We start from the raw sequence: 15,559 nt of genomic DNA, 5'->3' as shown, positions 1-15,559 counted from the left end.
CCACCGCCTGCTCGTGACACCGTTCGACGTGTCCCGATCCTGAGGCCGTGAGTCAGCCCCGGAGCCCTCTCCACGACGGTCGCATGATCCCGGCAGGGTGAGCGTCGACCTGCGCCGGAGAGGTCTTGGGCATGCATATAGCTTGCTTAAAATGAATAGGCTATGCGCCTGTCACCAAGCCCCTGACGAGGTCGAAACATGAGTCGAACCCCCTCCCTGCGCAAGCTCGGCGCCCTGCTGCTGGCGGTGCTGCCCTTGCTACTGGCGGGCTGCAGCTCGGCGTTGCTGGATCCCAAGGGACAGATCGGGGAAGAGCAGCGCACCCTGATCCTGACCGCCTTCGGTCTGATGCAGATCGTCGTCGTCCCGGTCATCGTGATGACCCTGCTGTTCGCCTGGCGCTACCGTCGCAGCAATCGTGACGCCACCTACCAGCCCGACTGGGCCCACTCCAACAAGATCGAAGCCGTGGTCTGGCTGATTCCCTGCGTGATCATCGCCTTCCTGGCGCTGCTGACCTGGTACACCTCCCACAGCCTCGACCCGCACAAGCCCATCGCCGCCGACGACGGCCAGGAGCCGATGGAGATCCAGGCGGTCTCGCTGGACTGGAAGTGGCTGTTCATCTACCCGGAACAGGGCATCGCCACGGTCAACGAGCTGGCCTTCCCCGAGGATACCCCGGTGCGTTTCCGTGTCACCTCGGGCTCGGTGATGAATGCCTTCTTCATTCCGCGCCTGGGCAGCCAGATCTACGCCATGGCCGGTATGGACAACGACGTCCACCTGATCGCCGACGAGCCGGGCACCTATCCGGGGCGCTCCACCAACTACAGCGGCGCTGGCTTCTCGGGGATGACCTTCGATGCCCACGTGGGCTCCGAGGAGGACTTCGACGCCTGGGTGGCCGAGGTGCGTGAGTCGTCCCGGTCGCTGAGCTTCCCCGAGGAGTACTACGCGCTCGCCTCGCCCAGCGAGAACGACGAGATCCAGTACTTCTCCGAGGTATCCCCGGCTCTCTACGAGAGCATCCTCAAGAGCTTTCATGCCGGTGGCGAACACGCCGAACACATGGCGGCCTACGCCGACCAGCGTCCGGGTGGCCATGGTGGCGGCCACGGCGAACCGGCCGAGTCTCACGGTGCGTCCCTGAGCGCGAAGGGAGCGGAGTAAATCATGTTAGGAAAACTCAGTCTCGAGGCGATCCCCACCCACGACCCGATCATCATGACGACCTTAGTGGCCGTCGTGCTGGGCGGGCTCGCGGTGATGGGCGGTGTCACCTACTTCAACAAGTGGGGCTATCTGTGGCGGGAGTGGATCACCTCCATCGACCACAAGAAGCTCGGCATCATGTACTTCATCGTGGCCCTGGTGATGCTGCTACGCGGCTTCGCCGATGCCATCATGATGCGCAGCCAGCTGGCCATGGCCTCGGCCGGGGCCGAGGGCTTCCTGCCGCCGGAGCACTACGACCAGATCTTCACCGCCCATGGCGTGATCATGATCTTCTTCGTGGCCATGCCCATGGTCATCGGCCTGATGAACCTGGTGGTGCCGCTGCAGATCGGCGCGCGTGACGTGGCCTTCCCCTTCCTCAACAACCTGAGCTTCTGGCTGTTTGCCGCCGGCGTGGTGCTGGTCAACGTCTCGCTGTTCGTGGGCGAGTTCGCCAAGACCGGCTGGCTGGCCTATGCGCCCCTATCGGGACTCGAATACAGTCCCGGGGTCGGGGTCGACTACTGGATATGGGCGTTGCAGATATCGGGGATCGGCACGACCCTGACGGGGATCAACTTCTTCGTCACCATCCTGAAGATGCGCACCAAGGGCATGACGCTGTTCCGCATGCCGATCTTCACCTGGACCTCGCTGTGCGCCAATATCCTGATCATCGCCTCCTTCCCGATTCTGACGGCGACGATTGCCCTGCTGACGCTGGATCGTTACCTGGGGATGCACTTCTTCACGAACGATTTCGGCGGCAACATGATGATGTACGTCAACCTCATCTGGGCCTGGGGCCACCCCGAGGTGTACATCCTGATCCTCCCGGCCTTCGGCGTGTTCTCCGAGGTCATCGCGACCTTCGCCAGGAAGCGCCTGTTCGGCTACAACACCATGGTCTGGGCCACGGTGGCGATCACCTTCCTGTCGTTCATCGTCTGGCTGCACCACTTCTTCACCATGGGGGCGGGCGCCAACGTCAATGCCTTCTTCGGCATCATGACGATGATCATCGCCATTCCCACCGGCGTGAAGATCTTCAACTGGCTGTTCACCATGTACCGCGGCCGGCTGGAATTCACCTCGCCGGTGCTGTGGACCCTCGGCTTCATCATCACCTTCACCATCGGTGGCATGACCGGTGTGATGCTCTCGGTGCCGGCGGCGAACTTCGTGCTGCACAACAGCCTGTTCGTCATCGCCCACTTCCATAACGTCATCATCGGCGGGGTGGTGTTCGGCATGCTGGCGGGCCTGACCTTCTGGTTCCCCAAGGCCTTCGGCTTCACGCTGGACGAGAAGTGGGGCAAGCGCTCCTTCTGGTGCTGGATCATCGGCTTCTACGTGGCCTTCATGCCGCTCTACGTGCTGAGCTTCTTCGGTGCCGTGCGCCGCATGCAGTCCTATGCCAACCCCGAGTGGCAGCCGATGATGGTCATCGCCTGGGTCGGTGCGCTGATCATCGCCGCCGGCATCGCCTGTACCGTGATCCAGTTCTACGTCAGCCTGCGCGATCGCAAGCAGAACCAGGACGTCACCGGCGATCCCTGGGACGGCCGCACCCTGGAGTGGTCGACCTCCTCGCCGGCGCCGTTCTACAACTTCGCGCACCTGCCCGAGGTGAAGGGCGTCGATGACTTCTGGACGGTCAAGCAGGCCAACGGCGGCCAGTCGCCGCTGTCCGAGCCGCCCTATCAGGACATCCACATGCCCAAGAACACCTGGGAAGGCCCGGTCATGGCGCTGTTCGCCACCATCGCCGGCTTCGCCCTGGTGTGGCACATCTGGTGGCTGGTGGCCGTGGGCGGCCTCGGGGTCTTCGCGACCTTCATCGCCCGGGTCTTCAACGAGGACGTCGACTACTACGTGCCGGCGGCAGAGGTGGAGCGCATCGAGCGCGAGCACCGTCAGCGCCTGAAGCAGAAGGGTGACCTCGCGTATTCAACTCGGCTGGGAGTGCAGGCGTAATCATGGCTACCGATACTCTGAGCAATCACGGTCATGCCCACGGGCATGACCACCACGACGATCATCACGATACGGCGGGCACCAAGGTCTTCGGGTTCTGGGTCTACCTGATGAGCGACCTGGTGATCTTCGGATCCCTGTTCGCGACCTATGCCGTGCTCCTGCGGGGCACGGCCGGGGGCCCGACCCCGGGCGAGATCTTCGAACTGCCGTTCATCCTCGTCGAGACCTTCCTGCTGCTGTTCTCGAGCTTCACCTACGGCATGGCCGTGCTGTCGATGAACGCCAACCAGGCGGCCAGGGTCGGCCGCTGGCTGTGGATCACCTTCGCCCTGGGCACCGCCTTCGTGGCCATGGAGATCTACGAGTTCCAGCACCTGATCCATGAAGGGTTCGGCCCGGATCGCAGCGGCTTCCTGTCGGCCTTCTTCACCCTGGTCGGCACCCACGGCCTGCACGTGACCTTCGGCCTGATCTGGATCCTGGTGATGATCCTCCAGGTCAAGCAGAAAGGGCTGACCGAGGTCACGCGCCCGCGGATCATGTGCCTGAGCCTGTTCTGGCACTTCCTGGACATCGTCTGGATCTGCGTCTTCTCCTTCGTCTACCTGATGGGAGTCCTGTGATATGAGTGGACAAACGCACAGCGAGCACAGCCACGGCAGCGTCAAGTCCTATGTGATCGGCCTGATCCTGTCCATCGTCCTGACCATCATTCCCTTCGGGGTGGTGATGACCGGGGCCCTCGACACCCTGGCGACGGTGATCACCATCGTGGTGGCGGCCGTGGCCCAGCTGCTGGTGCAGCTGGTGCTGTTCATGCACATGAATACCAAGGCTGACGAAGGCTGGAACTTCATGTCATTCGTCTTCACCGTGACGATCCTGGTTCTGGTCATCGGAGGTTCGCTATGGATCATGCATCATCTGCATCTGAACATGATGATCGGCTGACTCCGGCGCCGACCCTGCGCCAGGACTACCTCACCCTCACCAAGCCGGGAATCATCGGTGGCAACACCATCTCGGTACTGGGCGGCTTCTTCCTGGCCGCCCGAGGGGAGGTGGACCCGCTGCTGCTGCTGGCGACCCTGGTCGGGCTGGCGCTGGTGATCGCCTCCGGATGCGCCTTCAACAACGTCATCGACCGGGACATCGACGCCCTGATGACGCGCACGCGCAACCGGCCGCTGGTCCAGGGCCGGCTCACGCCGGCCGCCACGCTGCGCTTCGCGACCCTGCTCGGGGTCGCGGGCTTCGCCTTGCTGGCGCTGTTCACCAACGGCCTCACGGTGGGGCTGGCGGTATTCGGCTTCGCCATCTATGTGGGGGCCTACAGCCTGGTCATGAAGCGCCGCTCCGCCTACGGCACCCTGGTGGGCAGCCTGTCCGGGGCGGTGCCGCCGGTGGTGGGCTACTGCGCGGTCACGGGGACGTTCGATACCGGTGCCCTGACGCTGCTGGTGATCTTCTGCCTGTGGCAGATGCCGCACTCCTACGCCATCGCCATCTTCCGGCTCAAGGACTATCGCGCGGCCTCGATCCCGGTGTTGCCGGTGGTCAAGGGCATCCAGACGGCCAAGCACTATATCCTCGGCTACATCCTGGCCTTCGTGGCGGCCTCCCTGACGCTGAGCGTGGCGGGCTATGCGGGACCGGGCTACTTCGCCGTGGCCCTGGGCATGGGCGGCTACTGGCTGTACCTGGCCCTGCAGGGCTATCGCGCCGATGACGAGGAGCGCTGGGCGCGGCGGGTCTTCGGCTTCTCGATCCTGACCATCACCGCCCTGAGCCTGATGATGTCGCTGGATGCGAGCCTGCCGCCGGCCGCGCCGCTCTGGGCCGCCGCGTTGAACTGAGCGTTCCTTGGCGCGGGCATGCCGTCCCGCCTCCTGCCTATACTGCATGTGTCGCCTGACACAATGGACCGACGGGCCGCCCGGCCCGTCGACGGCAGGAGGTAACGCGATGTTGACACATGCCTGGGGACTGCTGGCCCACCCGCAGCGCGAGTGGCGCCAGATCAAGGAAGAGCGCGAGACGCTCACTCATCTCTACGAGCATCATGTGCTGTTGCTGGCGGCCATCCCGGTCATCTGCTCCTATATCGGTACGACCCAGGTGGGGTGGGGGCTGGGGGGCGAGACCACGATACGGCTCGGCTACCTGGATGCCCTGGGCGCCGGGATCGTCTTCTATCTGGTGATCCTTGCGGCGGTCTATGCGGTGGGCAAGGTGATCCGTGCCATGGCCAAGCGCTTCACGAAGCCACCGAGCCAGAGCCAGTGCATCGTGTTCGCCGGCTATGTGGCCACGCCGATGTTCCTCAGCGGCATCGTGGCGGTCTACCCGCTGATCTGGCTGTGCCTGCTGGCCGGCGTCATCGGGCTCTGCTACACCGCCTACCTGCTGTACCTGGGGATTCCGGCCTTTCTGGGCATCAGTCGCGAGGAAGGCTTCATCGTCTCGAGTACCACGCTCGGCATCGGCGTGCTGGTGCTGGAGGCCCTGCTCGGGGTGACGGTGCTGCTGTGGGGCTACGGGGAGCGGATCCTGCTCTCGCTGCTCGGTTCCTGAGGCGAACGCGCCTCCCGTCTTACACCTGGACACACGAAGGGCGGCCAATGGCCGCCCTTCGTCGTGCCGGGGAGTGTGCTCAGGCCCGTTCGTGGTCGGCCTCGACCGCCGTGAGCGCGCGCTCGAGGTGCTCCAGGCTGCGCTCGATATGATGCAGCTTGTCGAGGCCGAACAGGCCGATGCGGAAGGTCCGGAAGTCGTCGCCCTCGTCGCACATCAGCGGCACGCCGGTGGCCACCTGGACGCCGGCGGCGGCGAACTTGACGGCGATGTCGGGATCCTGGGTGTAGCAGACCACCACGCCGGGCGCCTCATAGCCAGGGGCGGCGACGCTCCGGTAGCCGTGCTCGGCGAGCAGCTCGCGGACGCGGCGCCCCAGTTCGAGCTGTTCGTCGCGGACCTTGTCGACGCCATAGGCCTCCGTCTCGGCCATCACGTCGCGCAGCCGGCGCAGGCCGTCGGTGGGCATGGTGGCATGGTAGGCATGGCCGCCGGCCTCGTAGGTCTCCATGATCGACAGCCACTTGCGCAGGTCGCAGGCGAAGCTCGAGCTCTCGGTCTCGTCGATGATCTCCCGGGCCAGGCGCGAGAGCATCACCATGCCGCAGCAGGGCGAGCCGCTCCAACCCTTCTGGGGCGCACTGATCAGCACGTCGACGCCGACGTCCTGCATGTCGACCCAGACGGTGCCCGAGGCGATGCAGTCGAGCACCAGCAGGCCGCCCTCGTCGTGGATGGCCTCGGCGATGCGCCGCAGGTAGTCGTCCGGCAGCTGTATGCCGGAGGCGGTCTCGACGTGGGGGGCGAAGACCAGGTCGGGCTTCTGGTCCTGGATCGACTCGATCACCTCCTCGAGGGGCGGCGGCGCGAAGGGCGAGGTCGGGTCGTCGTCATCCAGCCGGCGTGCCTTGCGCACGCCGAGGTCGGAAGGAATGTCGCCCTTCTGCAGGATCTGGCTCCAGCGGTAGCTGAACCAGCCGTTGCGGATCACCAGGCAACGTCGGTCGGTGGCGAACTGGCGGGCGACCGCCTCCATGCCGAAGGTGCCGCTGCCCGGCACGATCACCGCGGAATGGGCGCGGTAGACCTGCTTGAGGGTGGCGGAGATGTCGCGCATCACTTCCTGGAAGCTCTTCGACATGTGGTTGAGCGAACGGTCCGTGTAGACCACCGAGTACTCGAGCAGTCCATCGGGGTCGACATCGGGTAACAGTCCGGTCATTGCGGTCTCCCTGTTGTGGTGCGGGCCATCACGTATGGCTCAGAGGATATGCGCAATCTCCCCCTCAAGCCAGGGCGAGCGGCATCGTGCCCTCGGTAGGCCGCTCTCGCCCGGCGTCATGGCCAGTCCTGGTCAGGGCGTCGGGTCGCCCCGCGGCATTGGCCTGGCCAGGCATGCAGTGATCCCTCATCGATCCGCCGAGGCGAGATCGGCCGCTTCCGGCAGGGCTTCCCGATTGATGTTGGCGATGGCCTCGGCGGCTCGTTGCAGGGCCGGCAGGCAGGCCAGCGCCTTGTCGCGATTCATCCGCATCACCGGCGCCTGGATGGCCAGGCCGGTGTTCGACGGTCCCGCCGGGTTGGGCGCCAGCACGGCGATGCACAGCAGTCCGGGCAGGAATTCCTCATCATCGAAGGCATACCCCTGGCGACGCACGGTCTCGATCTCGGCCTCCAGGATCGCCGGGTCGGTGAGGGTGTTGTGGGTGAACGCCGTCAGCGGCATCTGATCCAGCAGCCGCCGGCGCTGGGCGGGCGCCATCTGGGCCAGGAACAGCTTGCCACTGGCCGAGCAATGCACCGGTACCCGGGAGCCGGGGTGCAGATAGAAGCGCAGGGGAGCCGAGGTCTCCACCCGGTCGAGGTACAGCACCTCGCCGCCGGAGAGTGCCGTGATATTGCAGCTCTCGCCGACCTCGTCGACCAGCTGCGTCAGCACGGCATGGCGTGCCCCCTGGATCGTGTCGTTGAGCAGCAGTGTCTCGGCCAGCCGGCGCAGGCGGCTGCCCTTGCTGTAGTGCCGGCCATCGGCCTCTCGCTGCAGCATGCCCGAGGACTCCAGCTGCTGGAGCATGCGGTGCAGGGTCGGCTTCGGCAGGCCGGTTTCGTCGACCATGCCCTGCAGTGTGAAGAATTGGTCCTTCCCCGCGATGACCTCCAGCAGGGCCAGCAGGCGCTGTGCCGGCGTATCGCCCTCGAGGCGGCTCATGTCGGTTCGATTGGTGGTCATGATCAGTTCTCCCTTTGCCGACAAGATAATTCGTTCCTGAAAAGAAATCAATTTGTCCCATTTTATGGAATTTGTGTTGACGAGGCGTGGGTGTGGCGCTACTTTTTACTCGCGTTCCAAATTCTGGAACTTCTCGTACCATAAACAGGATTCGCGAGAACAACATCCATCCAAGCGCTCCCGTGGAGGTTCCCATGAGCACCGACAACACCGCAGACACCCGCCAGGTCGTGCAGGGCAAGCAGACCATGACGCCCTCGGAGGCCTTCGTCGAGACCCTGGTCGCCAACGGCGTCACCGACATGTTCGGCATCATGGGCTCGGCCTTCATGGACGCCATGGACATCTTCGCGCCGGCCGGCATCCGCTTGATCCCGGTGGTCCACGAGCAGGGCGCGGCGCACATGGCCGACGGCTATGCGCGGGTCTCCGGCCGCCACGGCACGGTGATCGGCCAGAACGGCCCGGGGATCTCCAACTGCGTGACCGGCATCGCCGCGGCCTACTGGGCGCACAGCCCGGTGGTCATCGTCACCCCCGAGGCGGGCACCACCGGCATCGGCCTGGGCGGCTTCCAGGAGTGCCACCAGTTGCCGATGTTCCAGGAGTTCACCAAGTACCAGGGTCACGTGACCCACCCGGCGCGGATGGCCGAGTACACCGGGCGCTGCTTCGACCGGGCGATGTCGGAGATGGGCCCGACCCAGCTGAACATCCCGCGGGACTACTTCTACGGCGAGATCGAGGCGGAGATTCCCCAGCCGGCGCGGCTGGACCGCGGCCCGGGCGGCACCCGCACCCTCAACGAGGCCGCCGAGCTCCTGGCCGAGGCCGAGTTCCCGGTGATCGTCTCCGGCGGCGGGGTGGTGATGGCCGACGGCGTTGGCGCCTGCCAGGCGCTGGCCGAGCGGCTGGGTGCGCCGGTGGTCAACAGCTACCAGCACAACGACTCCTTCCCGGCCAGCCACCCGCTGTGGTGCGGCCCGCTGGGCTACCAGGGCTCCAAGGCCGGCATGAAGCTGATCGCCCAGGCCGACGTGGTGGTGGCGCTGGGCACGCGGCTGGGGCCGTTCGGCACCCTGCCGCAGCACGGCCTGGACTACTGGCCGAAGAACGCCAAGATCATCCAGGTCGACGCCGATCACAAGATGCTGGGCCTGGTGAAGAAGATCGCGGTGGGCATCTGCGGCGACGCCCGGGAAGCCGCCGAGGCGATCACCGAGCGCCTGGCGGGTCGCGAGCTGGTCTGCGACGCCACCAAGGGAAGCCGCGCCGAGCGGATCGCCAGCGAGAAAGAGGCCTGGGAGCGCGAGCTCGACGAATGGACCCACGAGACCGACCCGTTCAGCCTCGACGCCATCGACGAGGCCGCCAGCGAGACGCCGTTCTCCGGCGGCGAGTACCTGCACCCGCGGCAGGTGCTGCGCGAGCTGGAGAAGGCCATGCCCGAGGACGTGATGGTCTCGACCGACATCGGCAACATCAACGCCGTGGCGCACAGCTACCTGCGTTTCGATCGGCCGCGCAGCTTCTTCGCGCCGATGAGCTTCGGCAACTGCGGCTATGCGCTGCCGACCATCATCGGCGCCAAGGTGGCCGCGCCGGAGCGCCCGGCGATCGCCTATGCCGGCGACGGCGCCTGGGGCATGAGCCTGATGGAGACCATGACGGCGGTGCGCCACGACATCCCGGTGACGGCGGTGGTGTTCCACAACCGCCAGTGGGGCGCGGAGAAGAAGAACCAGGTGGAGTTCTACAACCGCCGCTTCGTGGCCGGCGAGCTGGACAACCAGAGCTTCGCCGAGATCGGCCGGGCGATGGGCGCCGAGGGCATCACCGTGGACCGCCTGGAGGACGTGGGTCCGGCGCTGAAGAAGGCGGTGGACCTGCAGATGAACGAGGGCAAGACCTGCATCCTCGAGATCATGTGTACCCGCGAGCTGGGCGATCCCTTCCGCCGCGATGCGCTGAAGACGCCGGTGCGCCTGCTGGAGAAGTACCAGGACTACGTCTGAGTCGGTTGAGTCGTAGTGTGTTGCCCCCGACGATGTCGGGGGCTTTTTTGCCTGATGACTGCCGCGACGCGCGGCAGTGAGGGGAGGCCACATCATGAAAGCCTTGAATCAGATCCTCGAGCGCGCCCAGCGCTCGCCCCGGCGCATCGTGCTCTGCGAAGGCGAGGACGAGCGGGTGCTGCGCGCCGCCGCGAGGGCGGCCGAGGACGGCATCGCCAAAATCATCCTGGTGGGGAAGTGGGCAGCGATGGCCGAGCTGGCGAGATCGCAATCCTTGAGCCTGTCGCGCATCGAGCTGATCGACCCGGCCGATTCGCCCCTCGCCGAGCTCCTGGCCGAGGCGCTGTTCGCGCTGCGCCAGAAGAAGAGCATGACCCGGGAACAGGCCGCGGCGGCGGTGCGCGAGCCGCTGTGCTTCGCCAACATGCTGGTCCGTGAGGGGCATGCCGACGGGTCCGTCGCCGGCGCGGTGCACACCACCGCCGATGTGGTGAGAAGCGCCATCCAGCTGCTCGGCCTGGCGCCGGGCAGCCAGCTGGTCTCGAGCTTCTTCCTGATGATGCTGTGTCAGCCCTTCCACAACCTCAAGGGCGGCATGATCTTCTCCGACTGCGGCCTGGTCATCGACCCCGATGCCGAGCAGCTGGCCCAGATCGCCATGGCCGCGGCGGACAGCGCCGAGGCCCTGCTGGGTGAGCCACCCCGTGTCGCCATGCTCTCCTTTTCCACCAGCGGCAGTGCCCGGCACGGCAACGTGGAGAAGGTGGTCCAGGCGGCCCGCAGCGTGAAGGCGCAGCGGCCGGGGCTCGCCATCGACGAGGACGTCCAGCTCGATGCGGCCATCGTGGCGGAGATCGCCGAGCGCAAGCTGCCCGACTCGAAGGTCAAGGGCAAGGCCAACGTGCTGATCTTCCCCGACCTGGAGGCCGGCAACATCGGCTACAAGCTGGCCGAGCGGATCGGCGGCGCCGAGGCCATCGGTCCGCTGCTGCAGGGGCTGGACAAGCCCGCCAACGACCTGTCCCGGGGCTGCGGCGTCGACGACATCTATCACGTCATCGCCGTGACCACGGTACAGGCCCAGGCCGCCGAGGCGCGGGACGCTGCCGGCTGATCACCCATGAGCCTCGAAGTTCCCCTGGCCTTCCTGGCCATCGCCGCCCTGGCCGGCTACTTCCAGACCGTGACCGGCTTCGGGCTGGGGATGATCGTGATGGGCGCGACCAGTGGGCTGGCCATCGCCCCGGTGGCCTCGGTGGCCGCGGTGGTGAGCCTGATGACGCTGGCCAACAGCGCGGTGGCCCTGCCGGGCAAGCTCGCCCATCTCGACCGGCGGGTGACCCTGGCCACGATCGCCGGCATCCTGCCGGCGATCGTGCTCGGCGTGTTGCTGCTCGATATGCTCAGCGGCAGCGCCGCCAGCCTGGTGCGCATCGCCCTGGGCGTGGTGGTCCTCTATGGGGGGCTTAGCCTGGTGCTGCGCCCCCGCCAGCGGACGACCCTCTCCTCGCCAGCGAGCTTCTTCGCCAGCGGCGTGTTGTCGGGGCTATGCGGCGGGCTGTTCGGGATCGCCGGGCCGCCGGTGATCTACCAGTGCTATCGCCAGCCGATGCCGCTGGTGGCGATCCGCAACATGCTGATCCTGCTGTTCGCCGCCACCTCGGGCATGCGCACCCTGTTCGTCGCCCTGCGCGGGCAACTGGATCTCGAGATCCTCACCCTCACCGCCTGGGCCATTCCGGTGGTGGCCCTGGCCACTTACGCGGGGCGGCGCTGGCCGCCCCCGCTCTCCCCGCTCGCCATGCGCCGCCTGGCCTTCGCCACCCTGATGCTGATCGGGGGCGGGCTGATCCTCTCGGAGTTGAGCTGAGCGCGCCCCCTCACCGGCGGTGAAAGGGCGTGGTCCGGGGGAGGGCGCTTAGCCGGCGGGCTCGCAGAGCCGCCAGGCGCCGTCCTCGATGGGCAGGAAGGCGGCGATCGCCGCCGTGGCGATGACGTGGGTGGTGGCGTTGTCCGGGGCGTGGACGTTCAGGCCGCCGTGCACCATGCTCACCTCGGCGCGGCCGCGGGGCAGCTCTGCCGCCACCACCTTGGCGTCGACCCGCTCGGGGGCCTGCACGGCGATGGTCACCTGGACGCGCATCTCGCGGTGGTCGATGCCCAGCGACGTGAACAGCACGAGGGACGAGTGGTGCAGGGCGTCCTGGACGGCGCGGCAGGCCGCCTTGGTGTAGTCCTCGCCGTAGAGGTCGTTGCCGGTGCCCATCTCGAGGATGATGCGTCGCTCAGTCATGGCTTCGCTCCATGTCGAAGGAGACGATGACGGCGGCGTTGGCGATCACGGTGGTGCCGCCGCCGGGCTTGTCCACGTCGAGACCGCCCTTGACCACCGAGATCCGCGGTTGCCCATAGGGAAAGATGCCCAGCAGGGCCGCGGTCTCCACGGCCTCGGGCTGCTGGACGCCGATCTCGACGTCGATCAGCATGGCGGCCTTGGGAAAGCCGAAGGCGTCGGCCACGTTGAGGGAGTGGTGCCACAGGGCGTCGCGGACCGCCCGCGCCGCCGCCTCGGTATAGTTGCGGCTGCGGATCGAGCTGCCCATGCCGAACTGATGCACCATGCGCGTCTTGGCCATTGCGGTCTCCTCGGTAGTGGCACGAATGCCGTGCCAGGTCGTGCGATCGTCAGCGTCGGTGGCGGCCGCCGATCAGCTCGACGATCTCGTCGAACAGGTGGGTGTCCAGCGCCTCGGACATGTCGGTGGCCAGGCAGCGGCGATAGAAGGGGCTGAGGTCCAGGCCCACGCCCAGGCCCAGCACCTCCACCTGGCCCTGCAGGGTGCGCCGGGCGGCGACCTCCTTGAGATGGTTGTCCAGGTAGAAGGCGTCGTTGGCCAGGTTGGTGGCGCTGTCCGCCGGGCAGCCGTCGGCGATCACGATCAGGATGCGGCGCGTCTCGGGACGGGCGAGCAGGCGCTCGCAGGCCCAGTCCACTGCCTCGCCGTCGATGCCCTCGCGGAACAGGTCGGGCTTGAGCAGGGCGGCGATGTCGGTGCGGGCGCGCCGCCAGCTGCGCTCGGCGTCCTTGAAGACCAGGTGGCAGACCTCGTTGAGACGCCCCGGGCCGCGGGGGCGACCCGAACGCATCCACTCCTGGTAGGCACGGCCGCCGTTCCAGGCGCCGGTGGTGAAGCCGAGCAGCTCGGTGCTGGCCCCGATCATCTCCAGGGCGCGGATCAGGCTCTCGGCCATCAGCGTCACCGGCATGATGTGGTGCTTCATGGACCCCGAGCAGTCGATGAGCAGGCTGACGGCACAGTCGGCGCCCAGCTTGATCTGGTCGAGGTAGAAAAGGCGTCGCTCGGTGGGCGAGCTGACCAGCTGGGCGAGGCGACGGCCATCGATACGGCCCTCCTCCTCGCCGAAGGCCCGGCCATCCGGGCGCGGTTCCCAGAGCACGCTGCCCAACCGGCGGGCCAGGCGGGGCAAGTTGATGCCCTGCTCGGCGGTGGCCTGGTCCAGCCGTTCGCGGTTCTCGCGCAGCAGCGCCCGGCGGACCAGGCTGCCGGCGGCGACCTCGCGATCGAAGCGGGTGGTGAAGACCCGGTAGGCCAGGGCGGCGTCCTCGAAGGTCTTGCTGTGCCCGGTGGTGGCGGCCGCGACGCCGTCCTCGTCGCCATCGCCGTCCTCGAGATCGAGCAGCAGGGCGAAAGCGTCGCTGGCCGCTTCCGCTGGCTCCTCGTCCTCGTCGTCACCGGCCTGTTCCCGTTCGGCGCGCACCCGCGTGGCGACGATCCGGGCGATGGCCAGGGCGTGCTCGGCATAGGCCGCCTGGTCGTGGCGCTGGCGGCGCAGGCCGTAGAGCGCCGTGCCGAGCTCGCCGACCAGGGAGGCGCGGGTGCCCTCGATATAGTCCTCGGTCTCCTCGAGCACTGGCCGGGCCTGCAGGCGCGACCAGCACATCTGCGCCACGGTGTAGAGCAGCAGGCCGATGCTGCCCTCGGTGAGCCCGGAACGGTAGAAGGCCCGCGACCAGCTCTCGAAGCGCCGCAGCAGGTTGTCGGCCATGCCCGGCATGTCGTCGGGGACGCGCGTCTCCACGCGCAGCTGTTCGAGCAGCTCGAAGATCAGGCGCTCGACCGCGTCCTCGGGGCAGCGCGTGCGGTGGAGGGCCGGGTCGGAGTGCAGCAGGCGCAGGGCCATGCCGTCGGCGGCGGCCCGGCAGTCGGCGAAGTCGTCTTGCTCGGGGTCGATGCGCAGGTGGGGCGCATGGGTCGGCAGGCGTGTCTCCCCCTGATACAGCCGGCGCCCCCGATAGTGCAGGTCGGCATGGCCGGTCAGGGCGCGCAGGCTGGCCGCGCACAGCTCCTCGATCCGCTGTTGGCGGCGCGCCTGGTGCTGGGCGCTTCGGGTCATGACGCGGTCGCCTCCCGCATCCACGACTCGTCGAGCTCCTCGCCGAAGCAGCGCTGGTAGTACTCGGCGACGAGGGGCCGCTCGGCCTCGTCGCACTTGTTGAGGAAGGAGAGCCGGAAGGCCAGCGCCGGGTTGCGGAAGATCTCGCAGTTCTCGGCCCAGGTGATCACCGTGCGCGGCGACATCAGCGTGGACAGATCGCCGGCGGCGAAGCCCTGACGCGTCAGGTTGGCCACCGCCACCATCGAGGCGATCAGCGCGCGTCCCTTGTCGGTGTCCTTGCTGGGCACCCGGCCGAGCACGATGGCCGCCTCCTCCTCGCGGGGCAGGTAGTCGAGCTTGGCGACGATGTTCCAGCGGTCCATCTGGGCGTGGTTGAGCACCTGGGTGCCCTGGTAGAGCCCGGTGAGGTTGCCGAGCCCCACGGTGTTGGCGGTGGCGAACAGCCGGAAGTAGGGGTGGGGATGGATGACCCGGTTCTGGTCGAGCAGGGTGAAGTGGCCGTCCCGCTCGAGGATGCGCTGGATGACGAACATCACGTCCGGCCGGCCGGCGTCGTACTCGTCGAAGATCAGGGCCACCGGCCGCTGCAGCGACCAGGGCACGATGCCTTCCTGGAATTCGGTGATCTGCACCCCGTCGCGGACCACGATGGCGTCCTTGCCCACCAGGTCCAGGCGACTGATATGGCCGTCCAGGTTGACCCGCATGCAGGGCCAGTTGAGGCGCGCCGCCACCTGCTCGATATGCGTCGACTTGCCGGTGCCGTGCAGCCCTTGGACCATCACCCGGCGGTTGCGGGTGAAGCCGGCGAGTATCGCCAGGGTCACGTCGGGGTTGAAGCGATAGGCCTCGTCGATCTCGGGCACGTACTCGTCGCGCCAGCTGAAGGCGGGCACCTCGAGGTCGCTGTCGATGCCGAAGAGCTCGCGCACCGACACCTGGATGTCGGGCTGGGCATTCATGGGGTCTGTCATCACCGTCTCCTCGGCCCGTGGGACCGTTGACCTTGGGCGTCCCTGATCGATGCGTGGGCAGGGGACGTCGCTGCCGGCGTGTCCGAGGAGCATAGTTCAATTCCATAAAAAGAATCAAATTGTACCGTTTTGTGAAATATGTTCTTGAC

The 15,559-nt window shown here is 67.0% G+C and carries 15 protein-coding genes; 9 read left to right on the top strand and 6 right to left on the bottom strand.

Annotated features, from left to right (window positions below; genetic code table 11):
* The first annotated feature begins 198 nt into the window (after window positions 1–198).
* The 6 genes from cyoA (at window position 199) to OCT48_RS13170 (ending at window position 5,772) form a co-directional block, all read left to right on the top strand.
* Complete coding sequence (cyoA, locus tag OCT48_RS13195) at window positions 199–1,173, top strand: ubiquinol oxidase subunit II (RefSeq protein WP_263589592.1); 975 nt, start codon at window positions 199–201, stop codon at window positions 1,171–1,173.
* Window positions 1,174–1,176: 3 nt separating this feature from the next.
* The gene (gene cyoB / locus OCT48_RS13190) at window positions 1,177–3,195 is read left to right on the top strand and encodes a cytochrome o ubiquinol oxidase subunit I (protein WP_263589591.1); all 2,019 of its coding nucleotides are present in this window, start codon (window positions 1,177–1,179) and stop codon (window positions 3,193–3,195) included.
* A 2-nt stretch (window positions 3,196–3,197) separates the two neighbouring features.
* A complete protein-coding gene (cyoC, locus tag OCT48_RS13185; RefSeq protein ID WP_263589590.1) occupies window positions 3,198–3,821 on the top strand; it encodes a cytochrome o ubiquinol oxidase subunit III in 624 nt (207 codons plus the stop codon).
* A gap of 1 nt (window position 3,822) precedes the next feature.
* Window positions 3,823–4,149: a cytochrome o ubiquinol oxidase subunit IV gene (gene cyoD / locus OCT48_RS13180; protein WP_263589589.1), complete on the top strand. Its 327-nt coding sequence runs from the start codon at window positions 3,823–3,825 to the stop codon at window positions 4,147–4,149.
* Window positions 4,107–5,054 (top strand): heme o synthase, encoded by a 948-nt coding sequence (cyoE, locus tag OCT48_RS13175; RefSeq protein WP_263589588.1) that lies wholly within the window; start codon window positions 4,107–4,109, stop codon window positions 5,052–5,054. Before cyoD ends, cyoE begins: the two co-directional genes overlap by 43 nt.
* Window positions 5,055–5,163: 109 nt before the next feature.
* Window positions 5,164–5,772: a Yip1 family protein gene (locus OCT48_RS13170; RefSeq protein ID WP_263589587.1), complete on the top strand. Its 609-nt coding sequence runs from the start codon at window positions 5,164–5,166 to the stop codon at window positions 5,770–5,772.
* Between the two features lie 79 nt (window positions 5,773–5,851).
* Here OCT48_RS13170 and OCT48_RS13165 read toward each other — a convergent pair whose 3' ends face one another.
* Window positions 5,852–6,994: an aminotransferase class V-fold PLP-dependent enzyme gene (locus OCT48_RS13165; RefSeq protein WP_263589586.1), complete on the bottom strand. Its 1,143-nt coding sequence runs from the start codon at window positions 6,992–6,994 to the stop codon at window positions 5,852–5,854.
* Between the two features lie 186 nt (window positions 6,995–7,180).
* Entirely contained in the window at window positions 7,181–8,002 is an 822-nt protein-coding gene (locus tag OCT48_RS13160) for an IclR family transcriptional regulator (RefSeq protein WP_263589585.1), read from the bottom strand.
* 194 nt (window positions 8,003–8,196) lie between these two features.
* Between OCT48_RS13160 and xsc the strand changes: the two genes are divergently transcribed.
* From xsc to OCT48_RS13145, 3 genes are all read left to right on the top strand, one after another.
* Window positions 8,197–10,017 carry a sulfoacetaldehyde acetyltransferase gene (gene xsc / locus OCT48_RS13155; protein ID WP_263589578.1) on the top strand — a complete coding sequence of 607 codons (1,821 nt, stop codon included), beginning with the start codon at window positions 8,197–8,199 and terminating at the stop codon, window positions 10,015–10,017.
* 94 nt (window positions 10,018–10,111) lie between these two features.
* Window positions 10,112–11,131 (top strand): phosphate acetyltransferase, encoded by a 1,020-nt coding sequence (gene pta / locus OCT48_RS13150; RefSeq protein WP_263589584.1) that lies wholly within the window; start codon window positions 10,112–10,114, stop codon window positions 11,129–11,131.
* Between the two features lie 6 nt (window positions 11,132–11,137).
* Window positions 11,138–11,887: a sulfite exporter TauE/SafE family protein gene (locus tag OCT48_RS13145; protein WP_263589583.1), complete on the top strand. Its 750-nt coding sequence runs from the start codon at window positions 11,138–11,140 to the stop codon at window positions 11,885–11,887.
* Between the two features lie 48 nt (window positions 11,888–11,935).
* Here OCT48_RS13145 and OCT48_RS13140 read toward each other — a convergent pair whose 3' ends face one another.
* The 4 genes from OCT48_RS13140 to OCT48_RS13125 are packed head-to-tail and all read right to left on the bottom strand — an operon-like array spanning window position 11,936 to window position 15,410.
* On the bottom strand, window positions 11,936–12,310 hold the full coding sequence (locus tag OCT48_RS13140) for a Lin0512 family protein (RefSeq protein ID WP_263589582.1): 375 nt from the start codon (window positions 12,308–12,310) through the stop codon (window positions 11,936–11,938).
* Window positions 12,303–12,653 carry a Lin0512 family protein gene (locus OCT48_RS13135; protein WP_263589581.1) on the bottom strand — a complete coding sequence of 117 codons (351 nt, stop codon included), beginning with the start codon at window positions 12,651–12,653 and terminating at the stop codon, window positions 12,303–12,305. Before OCT48_RS13135 ends, OCT48_RS13140 begins: the two co-directional genes overlap by 8 nt.
* A gap of 49 nt (window positions 12,654–12,702) precedes the next feature.
* Window positions 12,703–14,433, bottom strand: a complete 1,731-nt coding sequence (locus OCT48_RS13130; RefSeq protein ID WP_263589580.1) for a cobaltochelatase CobT-related protein — start codon at window positions 14,431–14,433, stop codon at window positions 12,703–12,705.
* Entirely contained in the window at window positions 14,430–15,410 is a 981-nt protein-coding gene (locus OCT48_RS13125; RefSeq protein WP_263589579.1) for an AAA family ATPase, read from the bottom strand. Before OCT48_RS13125 ends, OCT48_RS13130 begins: the two co-directional genes overlap by 4 nt.
* Window positions 15,411–15,559: the final 149 nt, after the last annotated feature.

This window comes from Halomonas sp. M4R1S46 (assembly GCF_025725685.1).
Lineage (GTDB): Bacteria > Pseudomonadota > Gammaproteobacteria > Pseudomonadales > Halomonadaceae > Halomonas.
This window is presented reverse-complemented; position numbering and strand designations above follow the sequence as displayed.

What these genes read in the sequence shown, in the direction of transcription:
- cyoB (WP_263589591.1), top strand. Translation starts at nt 1,177, where the DNA reads ATGTTAGGAAAACTCAGTCTCGAGGCGATCCCCACCCACGACCCGATC.
- OCT48_RS13145 (WP_263589583.1), top strand. Translation starts at nt 11,138, where the DNA reads ATGAGCCTCGAAGTTCCCCTGGCCTTCCTGGCCATCGCCGCCCTGGCC.
- OCT48_RS13135 (WP_263589581.1), bottom strand. Translation starts at nt 12,653, where the DNA reads ATGGCCAAGACGCGCATGGTGCATCAGTTCGGCATGGGCAGCTCGATC.
- OCT48_RS13165 (WP_263589586.1), bottom strand. Translation starts at nt 6,994, where the DNA reads ATGACCGGACTGTTACCCGATGTCGACCCCGATGGACTGCTCGAGTAC.
- cyoE (WP_263589588.1), top strand. Translation starts at nt 4,107, where the DNA reads ATGGATCATGCATCATCTGCATCTGAACATGATGATCGGCTGACTCCG.
- OCT48_RS13125 (WP_263589579.1), bottom strand. Translation starts at nt 15,410, where the DNA reads ATGACAGACCCCATGAATGCCCAGCCCGACATCCAGGTGTCGGTGCGC.
- OCT48_RS13130 (WP_263589580.1), bottom strand. Translation starts at nt 14,433, where the DNA reads ATGACCCGAAGCGCCCAGCACCAGGCGCGCCGCCAACAGCGGATCGAG.
- cyoA (WP_263589592.1), top strand. Translation starts at nt 199, where the DNA reads ATGAGTCGAACCCCCTCCCTGCGCAAGCTCGGCGCCCTGCTGCTGGCG.
- xsc (WP_263589578.1), top strand. Translation starts at nt 8,197, where the DNA reads ATGAGCACCGACAACACCGCAGACACCCGCCAGGTCGTGCAGGGCAAG.
- cyoC (WP_263589590.1), top strand. Translation starts at nt 3,198, where the DNA reads ATGGCTACCGATACTCTGAGCAATCACGGTCATGCCCACGGGCATGAC.
- OCT48_RS13170 (WP_263589587.1), top strand. Translation starts at nt 5,164, where the DNA reads ATGTTGACACATGCCTGGGGACTGCTGGCCCACCCGCAGCGCGAGTGG.
- pta (WP_263589584.1), top strand. Translation starts at nt 10,112, where the DNA reads ATGAAAGCCTTGAATCAGATCCTCGAGCGCGCCCAGCGCTCGCCCCGG.
- OCT48_RS13160 (WP_263589585.1), bottom strand. Translation starts at nt 8,002, where the DNA reads ATGACCACCAATCGAACCGACATGAGCCGCCTCGAGGGCGATACGCCG.
- cyoD (WP_263589589.1), top strand. Translation starts at nt 3,823, where the DNA reads ATGAGTGGACAAACGCACAGCGAGCACAGCCACGGCAGCGTCAAGTCC.
- OCT48_RS13140 (WP_263589582.1), bottom strand. Translation starts at nt 12,310, where the DNA reads ATGACTGAGCGACGCATCATCCTCGAGATGGGCACCGGCAACGACCTC.